This window comes from Allokutzneria oryzae (genome assembly GCF_042429765.1).
Lineage (GTDB): Bacteria > Actinomycetota > Actinomycetes > Mycobacteriales > Pseudonocardiaceae > Allokutzneria > Allokutzneria oryzae.
This window is the reverse complement of record NZ_JBHLZU010000034.1, coordinates 1-19,149: the sequence shown is the minus strand read 5'-3', so window position 1 is coordinate 19,149 and position 19,149 is coordinate 1. Positions and strand designations below refer to the sequence as shown.

Genomic DNA, 19,149 nt, shown 5'->3' with positions numbered 1-19,149 from the left:
CACGCTACCGAGGGGCGGCGCGGCCGTGACAGCAGCGAACGGGCGAACGTGGTGCTCTCCGCACACCCGTTCGCCCGTGCCCGTTGGGCGGGGCCGGGGGCGGGCAGGGCAGACTGCTCTGGATGCTCAGCACCGACGACGGCCTCGTCCTCTCCCCGACCGACCTGGTCGATCTGATGGAGTGCGACCACCGCAGCCTGCTCACCCAGGCGCTGGCCGTCGGACTGCCCGGCGCGCCGCGCCCGGAGCAGAGCGGCGCACAGCTGGTCGCCAAGCACGGCCTCGCCCACGAACAGGCTGTGCTGCAACGCTTCCGCGCCCGCCACGGCGCCGGAGTCGTGGAGATCGGCCAACCCGCGCCGACCCCGGCCGCGCTGGCCAAGGCGGCCGAGGAGACCCGCGAGGCGCTGAAGTCGGGAGCGCTGGTGGTCTACCAGCCGGTGTTCTACGACGACGGCTTCTACGGCCGCGCCGACTTCCTCGTGCTGACCGGCGACGGCGAGTACGAGCCGTACGACGCCAAGCTCGCGCGGCACGCCCGGCCCGCCGCCGTCCTCCAGCTCACCGCCTACGCCGACGCCCTCGCGCGAGCCGGTCATCCGGCGGGACCGGACATGCACCTGATGCTGGGCGACGGCACCCACCACAGCCTGCGCGTCGCTGACTTCCGGCCGTTGCTCACCCACCTGCGGGACCGGCTGCGGCAACGCCTGTCTGCCCCCGTCGAGCTGCCCGAGCGGCTGTGGGCGGACGAACGGCCCGCGTGCGCGTCGTGCCGCTTCGCCAAGCACTGCGACGCGGGCCGGACCGGGGCCCGCGACCTGTCCCTGGTGGCGGGCATGCGCACCGACCAGCGGCGCAAGCTCGCCAGCGCCGGCCTCGACACCATCGACGCGCTGGCCTGCGCCACGATGGAGCAGCGTCCTTCGACGCTGTCGATCGCCACGTTCACCGGTCTGCGCGCGCAGGCCACCCTCCAGATCCGGCAGGACGCGACGCGCACCGAGGACAACCCGGTCGGCGAGGTGAGCTACGAGATCGTCTCGCCGGGCGCGCTCGCGGGGCTGCCGGAGCCGAGTCCCGGCGACGTGTTCTTCGACATGGAGGGCGACCCGTACGCACTCGGCGGCACCGGGCTGGAGTACCTCTTCGGCGCGGTGACCGGTGACTCGGAGGAGTTCACCCCGTTCTGGGCGCACACGCGGGCGCAGGAGAAGAAGGCGTTCGAGGACTTCGTCGACTTCGCCCGCGCCCGGCTCGACGAACACCCCGGCGCACACGTCTACCACTACGCGCCGTACGAGACCTCGGCGTTGAAACGGTTGGCAGCACTGCATTCCACACGCGAGGAGGAGGTTGACGCGCTGCTGCGGGCGGGTGCGCTGGTCGATCTCTACGCCGTGGTGCGCAAGGCATTGCGCGTGTCGCAGCGGTCGTACTCCATCAAGTACCTGGAGCCGCTGTACATGCCCACCGCCCGTGCGGGCGACGTGCAGACCGCCGCGTCGAGCATCGAGGCCTACGAGGAGTACCTCAGCCTCCTGGAACGCGGTGAGACCGACCGTGCCGCGGAGATTCTGGCGGGCATCAGCGACTACAACGAGTACGACTGCGTTTCGACGCACCGGCTGTACCGGTTCCTGCTGAGGGTGCGTGCGGAAGCGGGCATCGAGCCGGACCCGGCCCCCGATCTGTCCACTTTGGACGCGGCGATCGAGTCGGCGGCGGACGAGCAGGCCGCCGAGCGCAGGGCGGAACGCGCGGCGCGGCTGGCGGCGATCGTCGAGCCGCTGATGGCGGACCTGCCGGACAACCCGGCCCTGGCCAGCGACGAGGAGCGCGCCCGCGCGCTGCTGGCGGCGGCGGTCGGCTACCACCGGCGCGAGACGAACCCGGCGTGGTGGGAGTTCTTCCGCCAGGTGGCGGCCCCGCTGCCCGATCTCGAAGCCGACAGCGGCTGCACGGTGCCGATCTCCGTCCACCCCGGGGACTGGACGATGCCGTCCGGCCGGATCCGCACCGCCAAGCGCGTCGTGCGGGCGGTGTGCGACCCGGAGCGACCGCACCCGTTCACCGTCGGCGACAAGGTCCGGCTGCTCTACCCGGGCACCTCGCAGGGCTGGACCCGGGACGCCGAGGTGCTGGAGTCGAGCACGGACGGCGTGGTGGTCCAGGAGAGCGCGAAGCCGACCGACCTCGACCAGCGGGCCGTCCCGGTCGCGGTGCTGCCGGGCAGCCCGGTCCGCCCGAGCCCCAAGGACGAGGCCGTCGCGGACCTCGCCCAGCGGGTCGTCGAGCTGCTCCCCCTGCTCCCGGCGCTGCCGGGCGTCGACCTGCTGGGCCGCACGCCACGGCTGCGCGGCGGACGGTTGCCCGCGCCCGGCCCCGACCTGGTCGCGACGGTGATCGAGGCGGTGGACCTGCTGGAGAACTCGGTGCTCGCCGTGCAGGGCCCGCCGGGTGCCGGCAAGACCTACCTGGCCAGCCGCCTGATCGCGCACCTCGTCGGCACCGGCAGGACGGTCGCGGTGACCTCCACCAGCCACAAGGCGGTGGAGAACGTGCTCAGCGCGGTCCAGCGCACCGGCGCGGTGGTCCCGGCGGCCAAGCGCCCCAAGAAGGCGGCCGACCCGGCGAACCCCTGGGAGCAGCCGAGGAGCACCGCCGCGCTGGCGAGCTGGCGGGCCGACCACCCCGGCGGCCACCTGGTCGGCGGCACCGCGTGGACCTTCGCCAACGCGGCGCTGCGCGCGGACCCCTTCGACGTCCTGATCATCGACGAGGCCGGGCAGTTCGCCCTCGCCGACGCGCTCGCGGTGTCGATGTGCGCCAGGAACCTGGTCCTGCTCGGCGACCCGCAGCAGCTCCCGCAGGTCGTCCAGGGCACCCACCCCGCGGGCGCGGACGCATCGGCCCTCGGCCACCTGATCGGCGATGCGGACGTGATCCCCGCCGCCCTCGGCTACTTCCTGGACCAGTCCCGCCGCATGCACCCGGCGGTGTGCGCCCCGGTGTCCCAGCTGTCCTACGCGGGACTGCTGCACGCCCACCCCAGCGCGGCGGAGCGGGCGGTCGCGGGCGTCTCCCCCGGTCTGCACGTCCGCTCGGTGGAGCACCAGCACAACACCACCAGCTCGACCGAGGAGGCCCGCGCGGTCGCGGAGATCGTGTCCACGCTGGTCGGCCGCACGTGGACCGACGGCGGGACCTCCCGCCCCCTGACCGCGGCCGACGTCATGGTGGTGGCGCCGTACAACCTCCAGGTGCGCGTGGTGCGCCAGGAGCTGGAGAAGGCGGGCCACGGCGAGGTGCGCGTGGGCACCGTGGACCGCTTCCAGGGCCAGGAAGCCCCGGTGGTGATCGCGACGATGACCTCGTCGTCGGCGGTGGACCTCCCCCGTGGCCTGGAGTTCCTGCTGTCCAGGAACCGGCTGAACGTGGCGCTGTCCCGCGCCCAGGCGGTGGCGGTGGTGGTCTGCTCGCCGAGGCTGGTCGATGCGGACATCCGCACGGTCGACCAGATGCGCCTGGTGTCCGGCATGCTCGGCCTGCTCGCCGACGCCACGCCGTGGCGGACAGCCGTTCCCGGCTGACTCGTTCGCCGAAATGTGACATCACGCTCGCGGCATTCACGTTCATGCAAACGTTGGCGACAATTCGCCGCACTCCGAACCGACACAAATCATGTGGCCCACAACACGCGAGAGAGCGCTTCCATTTCACATTCGACGGACACAAAAAGAGCCCCCTGCCGCGCCATCACCCTTTCGGGGAGGCGGAGCAAAGGGGGCTCGAATGACGCGGCGCGTGCGCCGTCAGAAGGAGGGCCAGCCGCCGGGGCGGCGGGAAGCGGGCTCCGGGGAGACCGGACGCCTGGAGCGGGGCGAGCTCAGCACGGAGCCGCCCACACGCCGCCAGGGATCGCCCAGCTCACGGGTCTTGGCGGCGACGCAGGCGAGGAAGCAGTCCGTGGTCTCGCAGCGCCTGCCACCGCAGGCCGTCGCGGCGCGCGGGGCCGGCGCGCACCGCACATTCGATTCGGGCTCGTTCGACGGTCGACTCATTGCCTCAACTCCTCCTCGCGTGGGGACGCATATCGCCCGCCCCGCTTCTCAAACTTTTTGCATTTGGCTTGCTAAAAGGTGGCAGGAATCGCGACCATCGTCAACCTGGGCTTAACCTCCGCTTGATAACACTTGATCTAGTCTTGATTACGTTCCAGGCCACCCTGAATCGATGCGCGCATTTCGCCAGGTCGCACACGAGAATTGCTCAAAAAGCGAGGAGCGTCACTGCGCGGCAAACGGGTGACGCGGAGGGCCGACGCGGGGCTACGGGCGAGCGAGGCGGTGCACGCCGAGCCGAAGGGTGTCCCGCAGGAAGCGCTCCGCCGCCTCTTCCTCCGCCGGGGAGCAGCCCACGAGCAGCTTCACCTCCACGTCGCCCTTGCCCGGGTCCGCCGTGACCAGCGCGGCGCGCACCCCTCCACCCGCCGTGCCCAGGAAGGCGTCCAGCTCCGCGCCGTCACCCCCGGCGGTCCCGGGCACGTGGCCGTAGTCCACCGGGTAGACCGCGTCCGGGAAGCGGGGGTGCGCCGAGCCTCGGCGGCGCTCGACCACCACTCCGGCTCGGCGCACCAGGTCGTCCACCACGGCGAAGAAGTCGGGCATCAGGCCAGTGTGACGACGTCGTCGTAGGCCAGCCGGGGCAGGCGGTCGAACCACGGGTTCTCCCCCGGCTTGCCGATGTTGACCACGAGCAGAGACCTCAGCCGTCCCTCCGGGAAGAACTCGCGATCGACGCCCTCGCGGTCGAAGCCGCCCATGGGGCCGGCCGCAAGGCCCGCCGCGCGGACGGCGAGCAGGAAGTAGCCCGCCTGCAGCGCCGAGTTGAAGTGGGCGGCATCGGTGCGCATCTTCTCGTCGGCGGCGAAGTACTCGCGCGCCTCCGGCCGGAACGGGACCAGGTGCGGGATGTGCTCGTGGAAGTCGGTGTCCGCCGCGAGGACCGCGACCACCGGGGCGCTGGCCGTCTTGGCCCGGTTGCCCTCGGCCATGTGCGGGACGAGGCGGGACTTCGCCTCCTCGGTGCGCAGGTAGTGCACGCGCAGCGGGTTGGTGTTGAGCGCCGTCGGCGCCCACTGGGCCAGCTCCCAGATCGCGCGGAGCGTCTCGTCGGGAACCGGCTCCTGGCTGAAGGTGTTCGCCGTGCGAGCCTCGGTGAACAGCAGCTCCTGGGCGGCCTTGTCCAGCAGCAGCGCGGAATCGGTGTTCGTGGTCATGTCGGTCCTCCTCGGGACGACCCCGGTAGGCAATCCGGAGTCACTTCGGAAAACGTAGCACTACTGGATTCGAAGCGGCTACGATCCTGATAGTTCATCTAGGATGAGCCGGTGCCCACACCGCCGAAGGAAGCCCGCAGCTGCGACGGGGCGCTGGCGCGCGCCTTCGACTTCCTGGGCAAGCGCTGGAACGGCGTGATCATCGGCACGCTCGCGCACGGACCGGCCGGCTTCGCCGAGCTCAAGCGGGCGATCGGCGGGATCAGCGACTCGGTGCTCTCCGACCGGCTGACCGAGCTGACCGCCGCGGGCCTGCTGGCCAGGGAGGTCAGCCCCGGACCGCCGCTGTCGGTGAGCTACCGGCTGACCGGCAACGGCGAGAACCTCAGCCCGGTGCTGGAGCAGCTCGCGCAGTGGGCATCGGCCAACCTGCCGGAGAAGAGCTGCCGCGAGCGCCGGTAGCCGATCACCTAGTCTGCACCTCCGACGAGATGTGCACACGCAAGGGATGATCGATGACCGACGCAGTGATCACCGGCCTTGGCGCGACCACCCCGCTCGGGGGTGACGTCGCCACCACATGGGCGGGGTTGCTGGCCGGGCGCTCCGGCGCGGCCGCGCTGACCGAGGAGTGGGCCGAGCCGCTCAAGGCCCGTATCGCCGCCCGGATGGCGGTGGACCCCACCGAGAAGATCGACCGGGTGGTCTCCCGGCGGCTGGACCGCTCCACCCAGGCCGCGCTGGTGGCCGCGCGGGAGGCGTGGGCCGACGCGGGGCTGACCGAGGGCGCGGTGGCTCCCGAGCGGCTCGCGGTGGTCATGGCGACCGGCATCGGCGGCATCACCAGTCTGCTGGAGAACAACGAGGCGCTGGTCACCAAGGGCCCGCGCCGGGTGTCCCCCCGCATGATCCAGATGATCATGCCGAACAGCGGGGCCGCCGTGCTGAGCCTGGAGTTCGGCGCGCGCGGCGGGGCGATCACCCCGGTCAGCGCCTGCGCCTCCGGGGCGGAGGCGGTCGCGCACGCGCTGGACCTGATCCGGCTCGGCCGCGCGGACGTGGTGATCGCGGGCGGCACCGAGGCGTGCGTGAACCAGCTGACCATGGCCGGGTTCGGCCAGGCGCAGGCGCTGTCCACCCGCAACGACGAGCCGGAGACGGCCTCGCGGCCCTTCGACAAGTCCCGTGACGGGTTCGTGCTCGGCGAGGGCGCGGCGGTGCTGGTCATCGAGCGCGCCGAGGTGGCGGCGGCCCGGGGGCGCACCCCGTACGCGCGGCTCGCGGGCGCGCGGGTCACCTCCGACGCCTACGACATGGTGGCCCCGGCCGCCGAGGGGCAGGTCCGGGCGATGCGGCACGCGCTGGACGAGGCCGGTCTGTCCACAAAGGACATCGTGCACGTCAACGCCCACGCGACCTCGACGCCCACCGGCGACGGCAACGAGGCCCGCGCCATCCACGAGGTCTTCGGGGACGCGGCGCTGGTGTGCGCGACCAAGTCGATGACCGGGCACCTGCTCGGCGCGGCGGGGGCGCTGGAGGCGGTGGCGACCGTGCTCTCGGTGCACCACAACGTGGTCCCGCCGACGCCGACCCTGCAGGACCCCGACGACGACCTGCCGGTGGAGGTCACCAGGGAGAAGGCGCGGCACATGGAGGTCGGCGCCGCGCTCAGCAACTCCTTCGGGTTCGGCGGTCACAACACCGCGCTGGTGTTCTCCACCGTCTAATGTGGATTCCCCGCGTGGGTCAGGGTCTGCCACGCGAGGAACAGGTTGTTCGAGCCTTCCGGGCGCTGCCGCTCCACCAGCCGCCGGGTGTTGTCCATCGGGATGCCCAGCCGGTTCGCCAGCGCGTTGAAGCCGACTTCCAGCACCGGGCCGAGGCCGCGCTTGACGCTGCCGCCGCACAGCCACGACGGCGCGGCCTCGCCCAGCTGGTACCGGGAGTGCAGGCCCAGCGCGTGCCGCAGCCGGTCGGAGATCTCCGGGTAGAGGTCCTGGCCCTGGTGCCGCGCGGTCTCGGCGATGTTGGCGATGGAGGCGAGCCCGTAGCCGGTGTGGGTGAAGTCGCGGCAGGTCTCCTGGCTCAGGCCGTCGACGAAGGTGCTCTGGCCGTGCCAGTAGTTGATGATCTCCTGCCGGGTGTCGATGCCGGAGCCCGGCGGCGTCTTGGGCAGCGCGCCGTCACTGGTGAGGTAGATGTAGGCGGGAACCCTGGTGCGGAAGATGCCGATCGCGCGGTCGTAGGCGCCGCGGTCTTCGAGGAAGACGGCGATGCCGACCGCCGCCTCCATCATGGTCAGCTCCCAGTTGCCGTTGGTGCCGGGGCGGCCGTTGGCCACCTCCGGCAGGTAGACGGTGCGCAGCATGGTGGCGAACCGGGTGACGCCGCCGGCCTGCCAGCCCGGTGCGGTGTGCCGGATGATCTCGGCGGCGCGCGTCCACGACGAGGCCGACCACGCCGTCTGCAACGGCGCGTTGGAGTTCGTGTGGTCCCGGATCACCGCCGACCACGCGTCCATGATCGAAATGGCTTTGTTCGCGTATTTGGCGTCCTCCGTGACATACCACGCGAGGGAAAGCGTGTACGCCGCGATGGCGTCCTCGCGCTCGTCGGTGCACCCGTTGTTCGGTTTCGAGTAAGGGCCGCATTCCACCACCGCGCGCGGTTTCGGAGTGCGCGACAGCGACGCGTACGGACTGGCCAGCAGGCGGTCGAACGCACCGCGCCACGGTTGCGCGCCCTCGTTCACCTTGCCCCGGACGAAGTCCAGCTGAGGCTTGCTGACCAGCACTCCTGGGTGCTGGAAGACCGGTGGGGCCGCGGCGGCGGGCTGGGCGGGCACCACCGTGACCGCCAGCGCGGCAACGGCGGCGGTGGCCGCAGACAGCATTCTTCGCGCCAACTCGGGCATTGTTCTCCTCGTGGTCCGCTGACGTTCTCCTAGGCGGCGGCGAGCAGAAACAGATGCCTTCCATTGTGCGGCACGGACCACAATGGTCAAGCGGCCAGAATGGCTAAAGCCTTTTCACGACCATGAACTTTCGCATTCATGAATAGGCGGTCTTCCGCACGGGGCGCTCGCGCGGCGCGCCGCGGCCACCGAACTTCCACTTATGGCCCATGCCGACGGTCGCGGGCCCCGGATTAGCTGACCGCCATGACGTTCAGGGTCGCAGTCGACTTCGCCTTCGGTCAGTGCAGGCTGAAGCTGACCTCCGGCACGGCCGCGTGCACACTCGTCGCCCACGCCGAGCCGAACTCGTTCACCGACCTGGTGACCGCGGTCGCGGACCTCGCGGAGGGCCGCCGAAGCGTCAGCGTGCGCTGGACCAGCGGGGACGGCTCGGCCGCTGACAGCTTCCTCGACCTCGCGCTCGCCCCCACCGGCCACGTCGGCATCGCGGTGCACGACTGCGTCACCGTGGACGGCGAGTGGAGCCCGGCGCGCGGCGAGGCGAGGTTCCTCACTCGGGTGTCCTACGACGAGGTCATCACGACCTTCGCCGCGGCGCTGTGGCGCACGCGGGTGCGCTACGCGGACGACTTCGGCTTCATCGAGCAGTGGGGCTGGCTGGTGCCGAGGCACCAGCTGGACTCGATCATGACGCGGGCGGGGCTCATCGGCTTCGCCCCGGCCTCCCGGCGGGAGGACGCGTGCTAGGCCACGCCCATCCGCAGGGCGAGCTGGGTCCGGCTGGTGCAGCCGGTCTTGGCCATCGCCTGGGACAGGTGCTTCTTCACGGTGCCCACCGAGACCCCGAGCCGCAGCGCGATCTCCCGGTTCGCATATCCCTCAGCGGCGAGCCCGGCGACCTGCGTCTCGCGCTCGGTCATGGGGACGGCCCCCTGGTGCGGCTGGCCGGGGACCGGGTGCTGCCTCAACAGGGGCGTGAGCATCCGGGACAGCTTGGTCAGGACCGCCCGCTCCCGGGGGCCGTCCTCCGCGAACACGCACAGCCCCAGCGCTCCCCTGCCGCCGCCGTCCACGGCGGTGTGCAGTACCTCGCCCATCCGGCGCGGGCGGATGTAGGTGTCGAAGTAGTGGCGCACCTCGCGGTCGGCGACCTTCGCCATCTCGGAGTGCGTGACCAGCCCCCTGCGGGACACCCCGGCGCCGATGGACGGCCCGAGCGGGTGCCGATCGCCCCAGCGCTCGACCAGTTCCTCGATCAGGTCCCGCCGCACGGTGTGGCTGAAGCGGGTCCGGTGCAGCCTGACGTTGCCGGACCGGAAGTCCACGAGTTCGGCCGGAGAGAGCTGGAAGACCAGCGACCGCCAGCCGAGGTGGGTTCGCAGCTCCTCCGCCACCGTCCGGGAGAACCGCTCGGCGGTGTCGAGCCGGTCGACGCTCTCCAGCACGCGGAACATCGCGCGGTAGTCGACCGCGTCCAGTGGATCACCCGACATCGCGCCCCCGGCCGGTCACAGTGGAGACCGTTCGCAGGCTACCCGGAACTGGACCATTCGGACCAACCCTTCACCCAGGCCTGAACGCCTGGCTTTACCGATTCCGGTGCCGCGACAGTGTCCCGGCGCCGATCCGCCGATCTCGTACTTCGCCAGGAGTCGTCCGTGGTTCACTCGCTTTCCTGTCCGGTTCCCGCAGCTGGTCCTGTCACGGCGTCCATCGACACGGCCGCGGTGACCGAGCTGATGGCGGACCAGGTCCGGGACCGGATCCCCGCGCTCGGCACGCTCGCCGAGGAGGACCGCCGGTCCATCCTGCGCTCGCTGCGGTTGGTGCTCGAACGCGCGGCGCAGCTGGCTCCGGCGCGGTCGTGGCCCAGCGCCGACAAGGACTTCTTCACCTCGTTCGCACGCCGGTGCGCCAAGGGCGGACTCCAGTTCAACGAGATCATCACCATGGTGCACACCGCGCTCTGGACGATGCTGAGCCACTTCTGGGAGAACGTCAGTCCCTGCGACCACGCGGTGCTGCCGGAGCTGCACCGGTGGGCCGGTGAGAACGTGCGCACCGTGCTGGCGTGGACGACCGACGGCTTCCGCGACGCCGTGCGACTGACCAAGGACGACGCCAAGGCGCTGCTGGCCGAGTCGGTGCTGCGCGGCGGCGGCGACCCGACGCTCGCCGCCTCCACCGGCCTGCGCCTGGCGGAGCGCTACCGCGTGCTCGCGGTCGCCAGCGACGTGGTGGAGTCCGCGCGGCGGGTCCGGCAGGCGTTCGCCGCCGTCCCCGACGTCCTGGTCTGCCCGTGGGGCGGGGCGATCGTCGCGCTCTGCCCCGCCGACGTGGAGACGGACACCGAGCGCCTGGCGCGGACGGTCCGCGGGGCGTTCCCGCCGAACTCGGTGGCCGTCGCCGCGGTGGGTCCGGTCGAGGCGCGGGGGGCAGGCGCCGCCGGCACTCAGGCGCACGAGCACGCGCTGCTGGCGAAGGCAGTCGGCATGACCGACCGCGTCGTCGGCGCCGACGACGTCCTGGTGGAACGGCTGCTGACCGCGAACCGGGACCTCGCGGGCAGGCTGGCCGACCTGATCCGTCCGCTCGCCGAGCACCCGAGCCTGCTGAACACGCTGGAATCGTTGTACCGCAACGATCTCGACCGCACGGCGACGGCGGGCAGACTGGCCATCCACCGCCGCACGCTGGCGTACCGGTTGGACCGCGTCACCGAGCTGATCGGCATCTCCCCCACCTCCGTGCGCGGCGTGCAGCTGCTGACGACCGCGCTCACGGCGGCGCGGCTGCGCGGCGGGTTCGCCCCCACCTCAGCCACCGACCAGCTCGGGACCGCGTGCTGAGCGGCTCAGCTCGCGAACCCGGGACGAGGCGAGGAGAAACGCCCCCAGCAGGAGCTCGCCGACGCCGGTGAACACCATCAGCCCCGCGCTGCCGACCGCATCGGCGAGCACCCCGCCGAGCAGCACCGCGAGCGGGTACGGGCCCTGACCGAGCAGTCTGCGCGCGCCGAAGACAGTGGCCTGGATGTCCGAGGGGACCCGCTCCTGCCAGATCGCGGTCAGCGGCGCGTTGGCCACCTGGGCGCAGGCGCTGCGCGCGGCCGATGCGGCGAACCACACGACGGGTGCGGTCGTGGCGGCGAGCCCGATCCGGCCGAGCAGTCCCGCGCCCATCACCGCGCCACCGATCAGGCCCTGACGCGGCACCCTCCTGGCGAGGACGACCACCACGGTGGAGCCGAGCAGCAGCCCGGCAGCGGCGGCGACGCCGACGGCGGCGAGGTTCCACGACGCCGCACCCGCGCTGGAGGCGGCCACCACGAACGCCGTCGCCGAGGCGACCGAGAGCCCGTTGAGGAAGTTGACCCCGGCGAAGGTGAGCTGGAGCTGCCGGAACCCCGGGTCGGCCAGGATGCGGCGCACCCCGCCCGCGGCCCCGGCGAAGGGGCGCAGCGGGCGACCGGTCGCACGCGGACGGCCCTGCCAGCGCACGGCCGCGACCGCGGCGGCACAGGCGAAGAACGTCAGGCCGTCCAGCAGGAACACCAGCGACGGGGTGAACTGCGAGTGGACCAGCGCGCCCAGCAGCGGTCCGGAGAAGGTCGGGATCCCCTCCAGGAACGACGTGATCCCGTTGACCCTGGTCAGGTCCGCCTCGCCGCGCAGCTCCCTGACGGAGGCGGCGAGGGTGACCGAGAGCATCGCGGCCAGCAGCGACCCGGCGAGCACAAGGCAGAGCACCACGGGCAGGTGCCGCCCGGCACCGAGCGCGGCGACCCACGCCAGCAGCAGCGCGACCGCCCCGGCACCGAGGTTCCCCACCAGTGCGGCGGTTCTGCGGCTCATGTGGTCGGCGACGGCACCGCACACCGGCGCGAGGTAGATGCTGCCGAGCGTGCTCACGGCGGTGATCAACGCCAGTGCCGCGGTGCTGCCGGTCTCGGCGTACACGGTCAGCCCCAACGCGAAGGACGCCGCGCTCGAACCGGCCAGCGAGAGGAGCTGACCGCCCCACAGCACCGCGAACGCGCGGGTCTTGTTCCCCGGCATCTAGACCTCCAGCAGTCCGGTTTCGAGGGAGTCGAGCGTGAGCCGCAGCAACGCGCCGCGGTTGTTGCTCGCCTCGACGATCCGGCCGACCGTCAACGCGCCTTCCGGCGTGAAGTGGCCGATGTGCTCGACAAGGGCGTCGCACAGCGTGGTCAGCGCGCCGATCGACTCGGCGGCGGCCCGCGCGACGAACGAGCGGTGCTCAACGCCGGAGGTGGGGTCGGTGAGCTCGGCGTGGCGCCAGCGCAGCAGGTGGCAGTACACGGCGGCCGCGTGCAGCACGCGGTCCAGCTCCCATTCCCGGTTGCGGGCGGCGTTGCCGGCTCCCGACCGCCAGTAGATCGGGATCTTCGGGCTGGTGGCCGAGCTGTAGGACGGGGCGAGCAGGTCGCGGGTGAGCAGGCTGTGGTTCACCGACTGGTGCACGGCCTCGTGGTAGATGTTCTCGGCGGCCAGCCGCGCGGACTCGGTCCTGCTGACGCTCAGCGGTGGGATGTGCACGAAGGCGCGCGGGGACAAGAACACGCACAGCGGGAAGTCCGGCAACGAGCAGGACGTGATCTGCCCCTTCTCGCCGTCCGGCCTCGTCGCCAGCGCGAACGTGGTGACGTACGTGGTGACCAGCGCCATCGCCCACGGGCGGGCGGCGATCAGCTCCAGCGCATGGACGACGCCCGCCTCGACCGCCCGCGACGGCCAGCCGACGCGGTGGCCGTCGAGACCGACAGCGGCGTCCAGCGCGGTCGAGCCGGTCTCAGCGGGACCCAGCCACCAGAACCGCGCGCCCCCGGCCAGGAACGGGCGGACTCGACCGGCCTTCGCCGTCGAACCCTCGGGCCTGCCGAGCAGGACCTCGTTGAGCGACAAGGGAAGCGTTCCCTCGGCGTGGCCGACGCGCAGGCCGAGCGACTCCGCGACCAGCTCACGGGTCGGCAGGCTCGGCCCGGTGGTCAACAGGCTGGGCCGCGCCGTGTCGACGATCAGCTCGGTGCCGGTCACACCCACCTCCTCGGCGAGACGCCCACGTCGGTCGAGCGGTAGTCGCCGAGGCGCTCCAGCCGCTGGATGGGGCGCAGGCCCTCGCCGGGGACCAGCTCCTCCAGCCGGGCGACCAGCCGTTCGAGCCTGGCCCTGCTGTCCAGCCCCGGGTCCGGCACGAGCTGCTCCAGCCGCTGGCGCAGCTGGTAGAGCTTGCTGCGGGCGGTGCGGCGGTGCGCGGTGACCAGCTGCGAGCCGGGCACCACCCTGGCGAGCCGTTCGAGCCGCTCGTCCGGGCTCAGCGAGGGGTCCGGCAGCAGCCGCAGCAGCCGCACGGACAGGTCGACGAGCTCCTGCGCGACGTCCTCGAAGTCGTCGTCGAAGCGCGGGCGGTACTCCTCGTCGGTGAACGGCTGCGTGCGCTGGGTGTCGTCACCGGGCATGAGCGGGTCGAAGACCACGTCGATGTGGACGGGTGTGATCGGCATCGGTCTGGCTCCGTGGGATGTGCGGGCGGGTCAGCGGAGGAGGAGCTCCGGCGCGGGCAGCGGCCTGCGGCGGCCGGACAGCTCGACGCCGAGTGCGCGGAAGCCCAGCGTGAGCAGCAGGACCTGCTCCTCGCCGGTGGTCGGGGTGCGGCCGTGCGGGGTGAACGCGCCGTCGAAGACCAGGAGCGCCCCTGCCTGGGCCGGGAAGTGCCGGTATCCGGAGCTGTCGATCACGACGGTTCCGCTGGCGGCCGTGCTCTCCCCTGCCGAGGGGCTCGTGGCGGGCCGGTGCCGCAGGCACAGGATCGCGGTGATCTCGCCGAAGCCCTGCTTGTCGAGGTGCAGCGACAGCGAGTCCCCCTCGTCGAGATAACCCAGGTAGGTGCCGCCGTGCGGTGGCGCGACGTGGACCCCGGTGAGTGCGTGCACCACGGCGGGCAGGTCCACCCGGTCCAGCATCCGCTCGGCGACAGGGCCGGGCCCGCAGTTCCACTTCCGGCCGAGGCCCCGGCGCTGCCGCTCGGTCGCGAGCAGGGCATCGGCCTCGACGGCCAGTGCCTCGACGAGGTCGGCGGGCACGTGGGCGCCGCTGGTGTCGTACACCGGCGGGGTCAGCGCCAGCGCCGCGAACGTCCGGGCCGCGCGGGTGGCGTGGCGGAAGACCTCCCCGCCCGGCGCTGGCAGGTCCTCGACCGGACAGGACCGCTCGAACCAGGAGGTCCAGCGCTCGTGCCATTCCGGTGTCGGTGGTTCGAGTGGCTTGGTCAACTCGGGCTCCAGTGCGCTACCGGGCGGTGGACGCCGGCTCGCGCCGACGCCCACCCGATCCCGGGACGGGATCAGCGGTACTCGGGGACCATGTGGTCCAGGCGGCGGGTCAGCCGCTCGACAACGGGCCGCTCGGCCTCGGCCGCAGCGTCGTTCACCACCGGGTTGGCGTTCGCCGACATTGTTTTCTCCTTGTTCGGGAAACACATGAAAAGTGCCAGGAAATGCAACAGCAGAGATTTCATTTCCCGGCAATACGAACATTACCCAGACAACAAAGAGCAGGTCAACGAAACTTCTCAGATGCGCAAAGCGGAAGGGGGCCCTTTCTGCTTTAATCAGTTGCTTCAGTTTTCTCGACGTTGTCCCCGGAACGGAGGACAGGTACGGAGCGCAGCTGGGACCGCCGGGCGACGCCGAGCTTCGGAAAGATCTTGTACAGGTGGTAGCCGACCGTGCGGTGGCTGAGGAACAGTCGCGCGCCGATCTCCCGGTTGCTCAGCCCGGCGGCCGCCAAGCGCGCGACCTCCCATTCCTGCGGCGTCAGCGCACCGTTCTCGGCGGGACCGGAAACGGCTCCGCACGCGCGGAGCTCCATTCTGGCGCGCTCGGACCACGGCGCGGCGCCGAGTCCGTCGAAAAGCTCGACGGCCAACCGCAACAAAACCCGCGCCTCGCTCACCTGCTTGTTCCTGCGCAGTTCCTGACCACGCCGCAAAGCGACGCGCGCCCGTTCGAAGGGGTGTTCCACGTTGTCCTGAGCCGCTTGGCGCGAAACGAGCTCATGCGCCTGGGGAAGGCCGGGGGTGGACAGCGAGGCCACCCGTTCGTCCGCCGCCTCCTGATCACCGAGCCCCTCGTCCAGCAACGCCAGCGCCCATGTCGCCCGCGCCGCCGCGAGCCGGTCCCGCACCGCGGTCGCGATCTCCACCGCGTTCGCCGCGTGGCCGCGGCACACCGCGGCGGCGCCGCGTCCGGCCGCGAACAGCGCCAGCACCGCGTGCGCGTTCGCCTCTCCCGGGCGCTGCCCGGCGTCCCGCGCCGCGCGCAGGCTCTCTTCGGCGTGCGCGATGCCCTCATCCCACAGTCCGAGCCGGTACTCCGTCTCTGCCAGCCAGTACAGCGGAACGGCGTGGATCGCCAGCATGCCCCGCTCACGCAGGTCGGCGACGGCGGCGAGCCCGAACTCCCGCGCCTGCCGGAGGTGCGGACCACGCACGCTGATCGCCATGGGCACCAACCACCGGTGCGCGCCGGAGCCCCGAACCGCCGCCGGGGCGGAGTCGAAGACCTGCCACGGCTCGGGCACGTCGTGGCCCCACCCGGCGAGCCAACGCCCGAAGTCCTGGTAACCCGGATCGGGCCCAAGATCGACCACCGTGCCCGCGAGGGCGACGGCCTCGTCGAGCAGCCCCGCGTGCACGGCCGCGTCGGCTGCCATGAAAGCCAGGTCGGCCGCTTGCTCGGGCGCCTTGTCCCACAACGACTTCGACGCGCGGGAGAGCTGTTCGAACGCGGTGACCTGGTCGCCGCTGTACAGCTCGATCAACCCGCGTAGACGCGCCAGCGTGCGATCGGTGACCTCGTCGGGAGTGGTGCGCGCGACGAATGACCTGGCGAGGTCGGTGTGACCCGACTTCCACGCCGCGTGCGCCGCCGCGGCCAGCCTGCGGCTCCGCGCCTCGGCAGTACCGCTGAGCCGCGCCGCCTCGGCCAGCACGGACACCGCGGCGCCGACACCACCGCGCGAGCCCGCGTCAGCGGCGTCGGCTTCCAGCTCCGCCGCAAGGGTTTCGTCCGCCGTCCCGGCCGCGAGCGCCCGATGCCACCGCGCGGCGGCACCAGTCTCCACTTTGGACAGTGCACCGTGTGCTCGTTGCCGACGTTCCCTGCTCGCGGCGCTGTAGATGGACGAGCGCGCGAGTGGATGGGAGAACCGGCCGAGCGCATCGGTGGCTTCGGCTGGCAGCCCCAGCTCCGCGCAGGCCGCCAGCACCGTCTCCAGCCGCCCACCGCTTTCCGCCGCCGCGACGAGCAACGCGTCCTGGCTGGCCTCGGGCAACGCCGAGATCCGGCCGACAAAGGCCGCGCGCAGCGCTTCCCCGACCGGGACCGTGCCGGTGACAAGAGCGTTCAGCAAGGCGTGATCGGGCTCCAGCTCGCGCAGTGCGAGTGGATTGCCGCCGGTGGCCCGCACCAGGACCGCGAGCGTGGCGGGCGCGAGCCCGGGGAGCAGCTTCGCGGCGGCGGTCTCGTCCAGTCCGGACACGGTCAGCTCCGGCAGACCGGCCGTGTCCAGTCCGCGCACGTCCGGGTCACGCACACCGAAGAACATCGCGACCCGGCTGTCGTGGAGGCGGCGCGAGGCGAACAACAACGCCCGCACCGACGCGCGGTCCACGTTCTGCGCGTCGTCGACGACCACGACCAGGGGTTCCGCCGCCCGCAACAGCGCGCAGACCGCCGCGCACACCAGCAGGTCGGTCGTCTCGCCCGCCGCGAGCCCCAGAGCGCGGCGCAGGGCGTCCGCCTGGACGTCCGGCAGATCACCGAGCCGCCCGAGCACCGGCCCGAGCAGCTGGTGCAGACCGCTGAACGCCAGCTCGACCTCGGCTTCGACCCCGCACGCCCGCAGCGACGCGGGCACGTCGCCGAGCAACGTGGTCTTGCCCACCCCGGCGGGACCGCGCAGCACCAGCGCTCCGCCACGTCCAGCGCGGGCCTCGTCCACGAGGTGACCGATCCGGCGCTGCTCAAGCTCCCGGCCGCACAACACGCCGTCCACCCTAGTGATCCGTCGTCGCGACGGGTCGTTCCGCGCGACCGGTCAATCTGACAGATGCCCAACCACGGGGAGGGCAGCGAGTCTGACCACGTGGACGAGAAAGAGACACCCGAGAAGCGCTTCTCCCGTCGCCGTGTGCTGACCACCGGCGGTGTCGCGGCGGGCGCGGGCGCGGTCGCCGGGCTCGCGGCCGGAGTGGCCCTGGTGCGGGGCGGCGCCCCGACCCCCGAGATCACCCCGTCAGCGGCCCGCCGCTTCGCGGGCAAGGTCGTGGTGATCACCGGAGCCACCAGCGGAATCGGCAGGGCCGCCGCGCTGCGCTTCGCCGCCGAGGGCGGCAAGGTCGGCTTCTGCGGCCGCCGCGAGAACCTGGGCCGCGAGGTGGAGCAGCAGATCCGCGCGGCAGGCGGCGAAGCGATGTACGTGCGAGCGGACGTCCGGGTCGAGGAGGACGTGCGACGCTTCGTCGACCACGTCGCCACCACCTACGGCGGGCTGGACGTGTGCTTCAACAACGCGGGCATCACCATCCAGAAACCCTTGCACGAGTACAGCTCCGCCGAGTGGGACGACGTGGTGAACACCAACCTGCGAGGCTCCTTCCTGGCGTTGAAGTACGAGGTGCCGCACCTGCTCCGGCGCGGCGGCGGCACCGTGGTGATCACCTCCTCCAGCAACGTGAAGTCCAGCAGCGAGGCCAGGAGCGCGTACGCGGCCTCGAAGAGCGGCATCGTCGGTCTCGTCCAGTCCGCCTCGCTGGACTACGCGGCACAGGGAATCCGCATCAACACCCTGGTTCCGGGCACCACCAACACCGAACTGGTCCGCCGGGTAGCAGGAGCGATGAACCTGCCGGACCCGGTATGGGACACCATGGCGGCGACCTGGGCGAAGTCCAACGTGCGCGGCCTGCGCCGAATGGCAACGGCGGACGAGATCGCGACCTTCGCCCTGGCGCTGGCCTCCGACGACTTCCCGTTCCTGACCGGCTCGCACCTGGCGATCGAAGGCGGCTCGGGAAGCGCGTAGTTTCGGTGGCTCGGTTCCGAGGTGGGGGCCTGTCGCGAGTTCCGCTGCGTTTAGTGTGTTGCGAGGCGGGTGTCGTTGGGTTGCGCCCCGTCCTTCCAGCGCGCTGAGCATCGGCTCGGGCAGGGTTCCCAGGTCAACCACCGTTGCGTGCGCCCACAGTCCGAAGCCCGTTGAGCATCCTCCCGCCCTCCCAGCAACCCCTTAGCTTTCACAGCAAACCGATCTTTGGACTCAGCCCCGGCAGGCCAACCCACCCAGGAACCCAGCGGTGAGCAGGCGTGGTCACCCGTCCAGGACGACGGCACCCACGTGCGGCAGAACGATCCGGGACCCGCCAGCCCACTACCCAGGGTTCTCGTACCGACCACCGCCGGTCGGCAGCATCGTCTGCCACGCCGTCCGGATATTGCGCCGGGGTTGTCGCGCCGGGTCGACCCAGGAAGGTGGGATGAACACCGGCAACCCGTGGTCGAACTCGATCTCCCAGTCCCCCTCGTGGATCACCGTGTGGTGATGTCGGCACAACAACACCGTGTTGTGCAGGGCCGTCGGGCCGCCTTCGGACCAGTGGATCACGTGGTGGGCGTCCGCCCACGCGGCGGGCATCGTGCACCCGGGGAACGCGCACCCCTTGTCGCGGACGGCGAGGGCGGTGCGCAGGGGCCCGGTGACGGTGCGCTGGGCCTGGCCCACGTCCAAGGGAATACCCATGGTGTCGAGCACCACGGGGATGATCTTGGCGTCGCAGGCCATCCGCCGGATCGTCTTCGCCGTCATGGGTCCGCCCCAGGACGCCCAGCCGCTGGAGAGGCCATCGCGGAGGTCGGCGTAGTCGATGGTGA

17 protein-coding genes are annotated in these 19,149 nt (G+C 71.7%); 6 read left to right on the top strand and 11 right to left on the bottom strand.

Going from position 1 to position 19,149, the window contains the following annotated elements; genetic code table 11:
* Positions 1-122: 122 nt before the first annotated feature.
* Positions 123-3,593 (top strand): TM0106 family RecB-like putative nuclease, encoded by a 3,471-nt coding sequence (locus ACFFQA_RS36295; RefSeq protein WP_377862341.1) that lies wholly within the window; start codon positions 123-125, stop codon positions 3,591-3,593.
* Positions 3,594-3,815: 222 nt separating this feature from the next.
* Here ACFFQA_RS36295 and ACFFQA_RS36290 read toward each other — a convergent pair whose 3' ends face one another.
* The 3 genes from ACFFQA_RS36290 to ACFFQA_RS36280 all read right to left on the bottom strand — a co-directional run bounded on the left by ACFFQA_RS36290 (position 3,816) and on the right by ACFFQA_RS36280 (position 5,281).
* The gene (locus ACFFQA_RS36290) at positions 3,816-4,064 is read right to left on the bottom strand and encodes a hypothetical protein (RefSeq protein WP_377862340.1); all 249 of its coding nucleotides are present in this window, start codon (positions 4,062-4,064) and stop codon (positions 3,816-3,818) included.
* 267 nt (positions 4,065-4,331) lie between these two features.
* Positions 4,332-4,670: an inorganic pyrophosphatase gene (locus ACFFQA_RS36285; protein WP_377862339.1), complete on the bottom strand. Its 339-nt coding sequence runs from the start codon at positions 4,668-4,670 to the stop codon at positions 4,332-4,334.
* A complete protein-coding gene (locus ACFFQA_RS36280) occupies positions 4,670-5,281 on the bottom strand; it encodes a malonic semialdehyde reductase (RefSeq protein WP_377862338.1) in 612 nt (203 codons plus the stop codon). The genes ACFFQA_RS36285 and ACFFQA_RS36280 overlap by 1 nt, the downstream gene beginning before the upstream one ends.
* A 111-nt stretch (positions 5,282-5,392) precedes the next feature.
* On the opposite strand from ACFFQA_RS36280, the gene ACFFQA_RS36275 reads away from it, so the two are divergent.
* Positions 5,393-5,743 carry a winged helix-turn-helix transcriptional regulator gene (locus ACFFQA_RS36275; RefSeq protein ID WP_377862337.1) on the top strand — a complete coding sequence of 117 codons (351 nt, stop codon included), beginning with the start codon at positions 5,393-5,395 and terminating at the stop codon, positions 5,741-5,743.
* Between the two features lie 53 nt (positions 5,744-5,796).
* The gene (locus ACFFQA_RS36270) at positions 5,797-7,011 is read left to right on the top strand and encodes a beta-ketoacyl-[acyl-carrier-protein] synthase family protein (RefSeq protein WP_377862336.1); all 1,215 of its coding nucleotides are present in this window, start codon (positions 5,797-5,799) and stop codon (positions 7,009-7,011) included.
* On the opposite strand, the gene ACFFQA_RS36265 is transcribed toward ACFFQA_RS36270, so the two are convergent.
* Positions 7,008-8,198: an alginate lyase family protein gene (locus tag ACFFQA_RS36265; RefSeq protein ID WP_377862335.1), complete on the bottom strand. Its 1,191-nt coding sequence runs from the start codon at positions 8,196-8,198 to the stop codon at positions 7,008-7,010. The two genes, ACFFQA_RS36270 and ACFFQA_RS36265, sit on opposite strands and share 4 nt — an antisense overlap.
* A 246-nt stretch (positions 8,199-8,444) precedes the next feature.
* Between ACFFQA_RS36265 and ACFFQA_RS36260 the strand changes: the two genes are divergently transcribed.
* The gene (locus tag ACFFQA_RS36260) at positions 8,445-8,948 is read left to right on the top strand and encodes a hypothetical protein (RefSeq protein WP_377862334.1); all 504 of its coding nucleotides are present in this window, start codon (positions 8,445-8,447) and stop codon (positions 8,946-8,948) included.
* Here ACFFQA_RS36260 and ACFFQA_RS36255 read toward each other — a convergent pair.
* Positions 8,945-9,694, bottom strand: a complete 750-nt coding sequence (locus tag ACFFQA_RS36255) for a helix-turn-helix transcriptional regulator (RefSeq protein WP_377862333.1) — start codon at positions 9,692-9,694, stop codon at positions 8,945-8,947. The two genes, ACFFQA_RS36260 and ACFFQA_RS36255, sit on opposite strands and share 4 nt — an antisense overlap.
* Before the next feature lie 165 nt (positions 9,695-9,859).
* Between ACFFQA_RS36255 and ACFFQA_RS36250 the strand changes: the two genes are divergently transcribed.
* A complete protein-coding gene (locus tag ACFFQA_RS36250) occupies positions 9,860-11,050 on the top strand; it encodes a PucR family transcriptional regulator (protein WP_377862332.1) in 1,191 nt (396 codons plus the stop codon).
* Here the strand turns inward: ACFFQA_RS36250 and ACFFQA_RS36245 are convergent.
* The 5 genes from ACFFQA_RS36245 to ACFFQA_RS36225 form a co-directional block, all read right to left on the bottom strand.
* On the bottom strand, positions 11,018-12,259 hold the full coding sequence (locus tag ACFFQA_RS36245) for an MFS transporter (protein WP_377862331.1): 1,242 nt from the start codon (positions 12,257-12,259) through the stop codon (positions 11,018-11,020). The two genes, ACFFQA_RS36250 and ACFFQA_RS36245, sit on opposite strands and share 33 nt — an antisense overlap.
* Positions 12,260-13,258: a hypothetical protein gene (locus ACFFQA_RS36240; RefSeq protein WP_377862330.1), complete on the bottom strand. Its 999-nt coding sequence runs from the start codon at positions 13,256-13,258 to the stop codon at positions 12,260-12,262. It abuts the gene before it with no gap.
* A complete protein-coding gene (locus ACFFQA_RS36235) occupies positions 13,255-13,725 on the bottom strand; it encodes a hypothetical protein (RefSeq protein ID WP_377862329.1) in 471 nt (156 codons plus the stop codon). The genes ACFFQA_RS36240 and ACFFQA_RS36235 overlap by 4 nt, the downstream gene beginning before the upstream one ends.
* 30 nt (positions 13,726-13,755) lie before the next feature.
* Positions 13,756-14,493, bottom strand: coding sequence for a hypothetical protein (locus ACFFQA_RS36230; RefSeq protein ID WP_377862328.1), 738 nt, complete (start codon positions 14,491-14,493; stop codon positions 13,756-13,758).
* Positions 14,494-14,827: 334 nt separating this feature from the next.
* Positions 14,828-17,278: a helix-turn-helix transcriptional regulator gene (locus ACFFQA_RS36225; RefSeq protein ID WP_377862327.1), complete on the bottom strand. Its 2,451-nt coding sequence runs from the start codon at positions 17,276-17,278 to the stop codon at positions 14,828-14,830.
* A gap of 90 nt (positions 17,279-17,368) precedes the next feature.
* Here ACFFQA_RS36225 and ACFFQA_RS36220 point away from each other — a divergent pair, with 90 nt between their 5' ends.
* Positions 17,369-18,307: an SDR family NAD(P)-dependent oxidoreductase gene (locus ACFFQA_RS36220; RefSeq protein WP_377862326.1), complete on the top strand. Its 939-nt coding sequence runs from the start codon at positions 17,369-17,371 to the stop codon at positions 18,305-18,307.
* Between the two features lie 342 nt (positions 18,308-18,649).
* Here ACFFQA_RS36220 and ACFFQA_RS36215 read toward each other — a convergent pair.
* A partial coding sequence (locus tag ACFFQA_RS36215) for an HNH endonuclease signature motif containing protein (RefSeq protein ID WP_377862325.1) occupies positions 18,650-19,149 on the bottom strand: 500 nt, incomplete at its 5' end.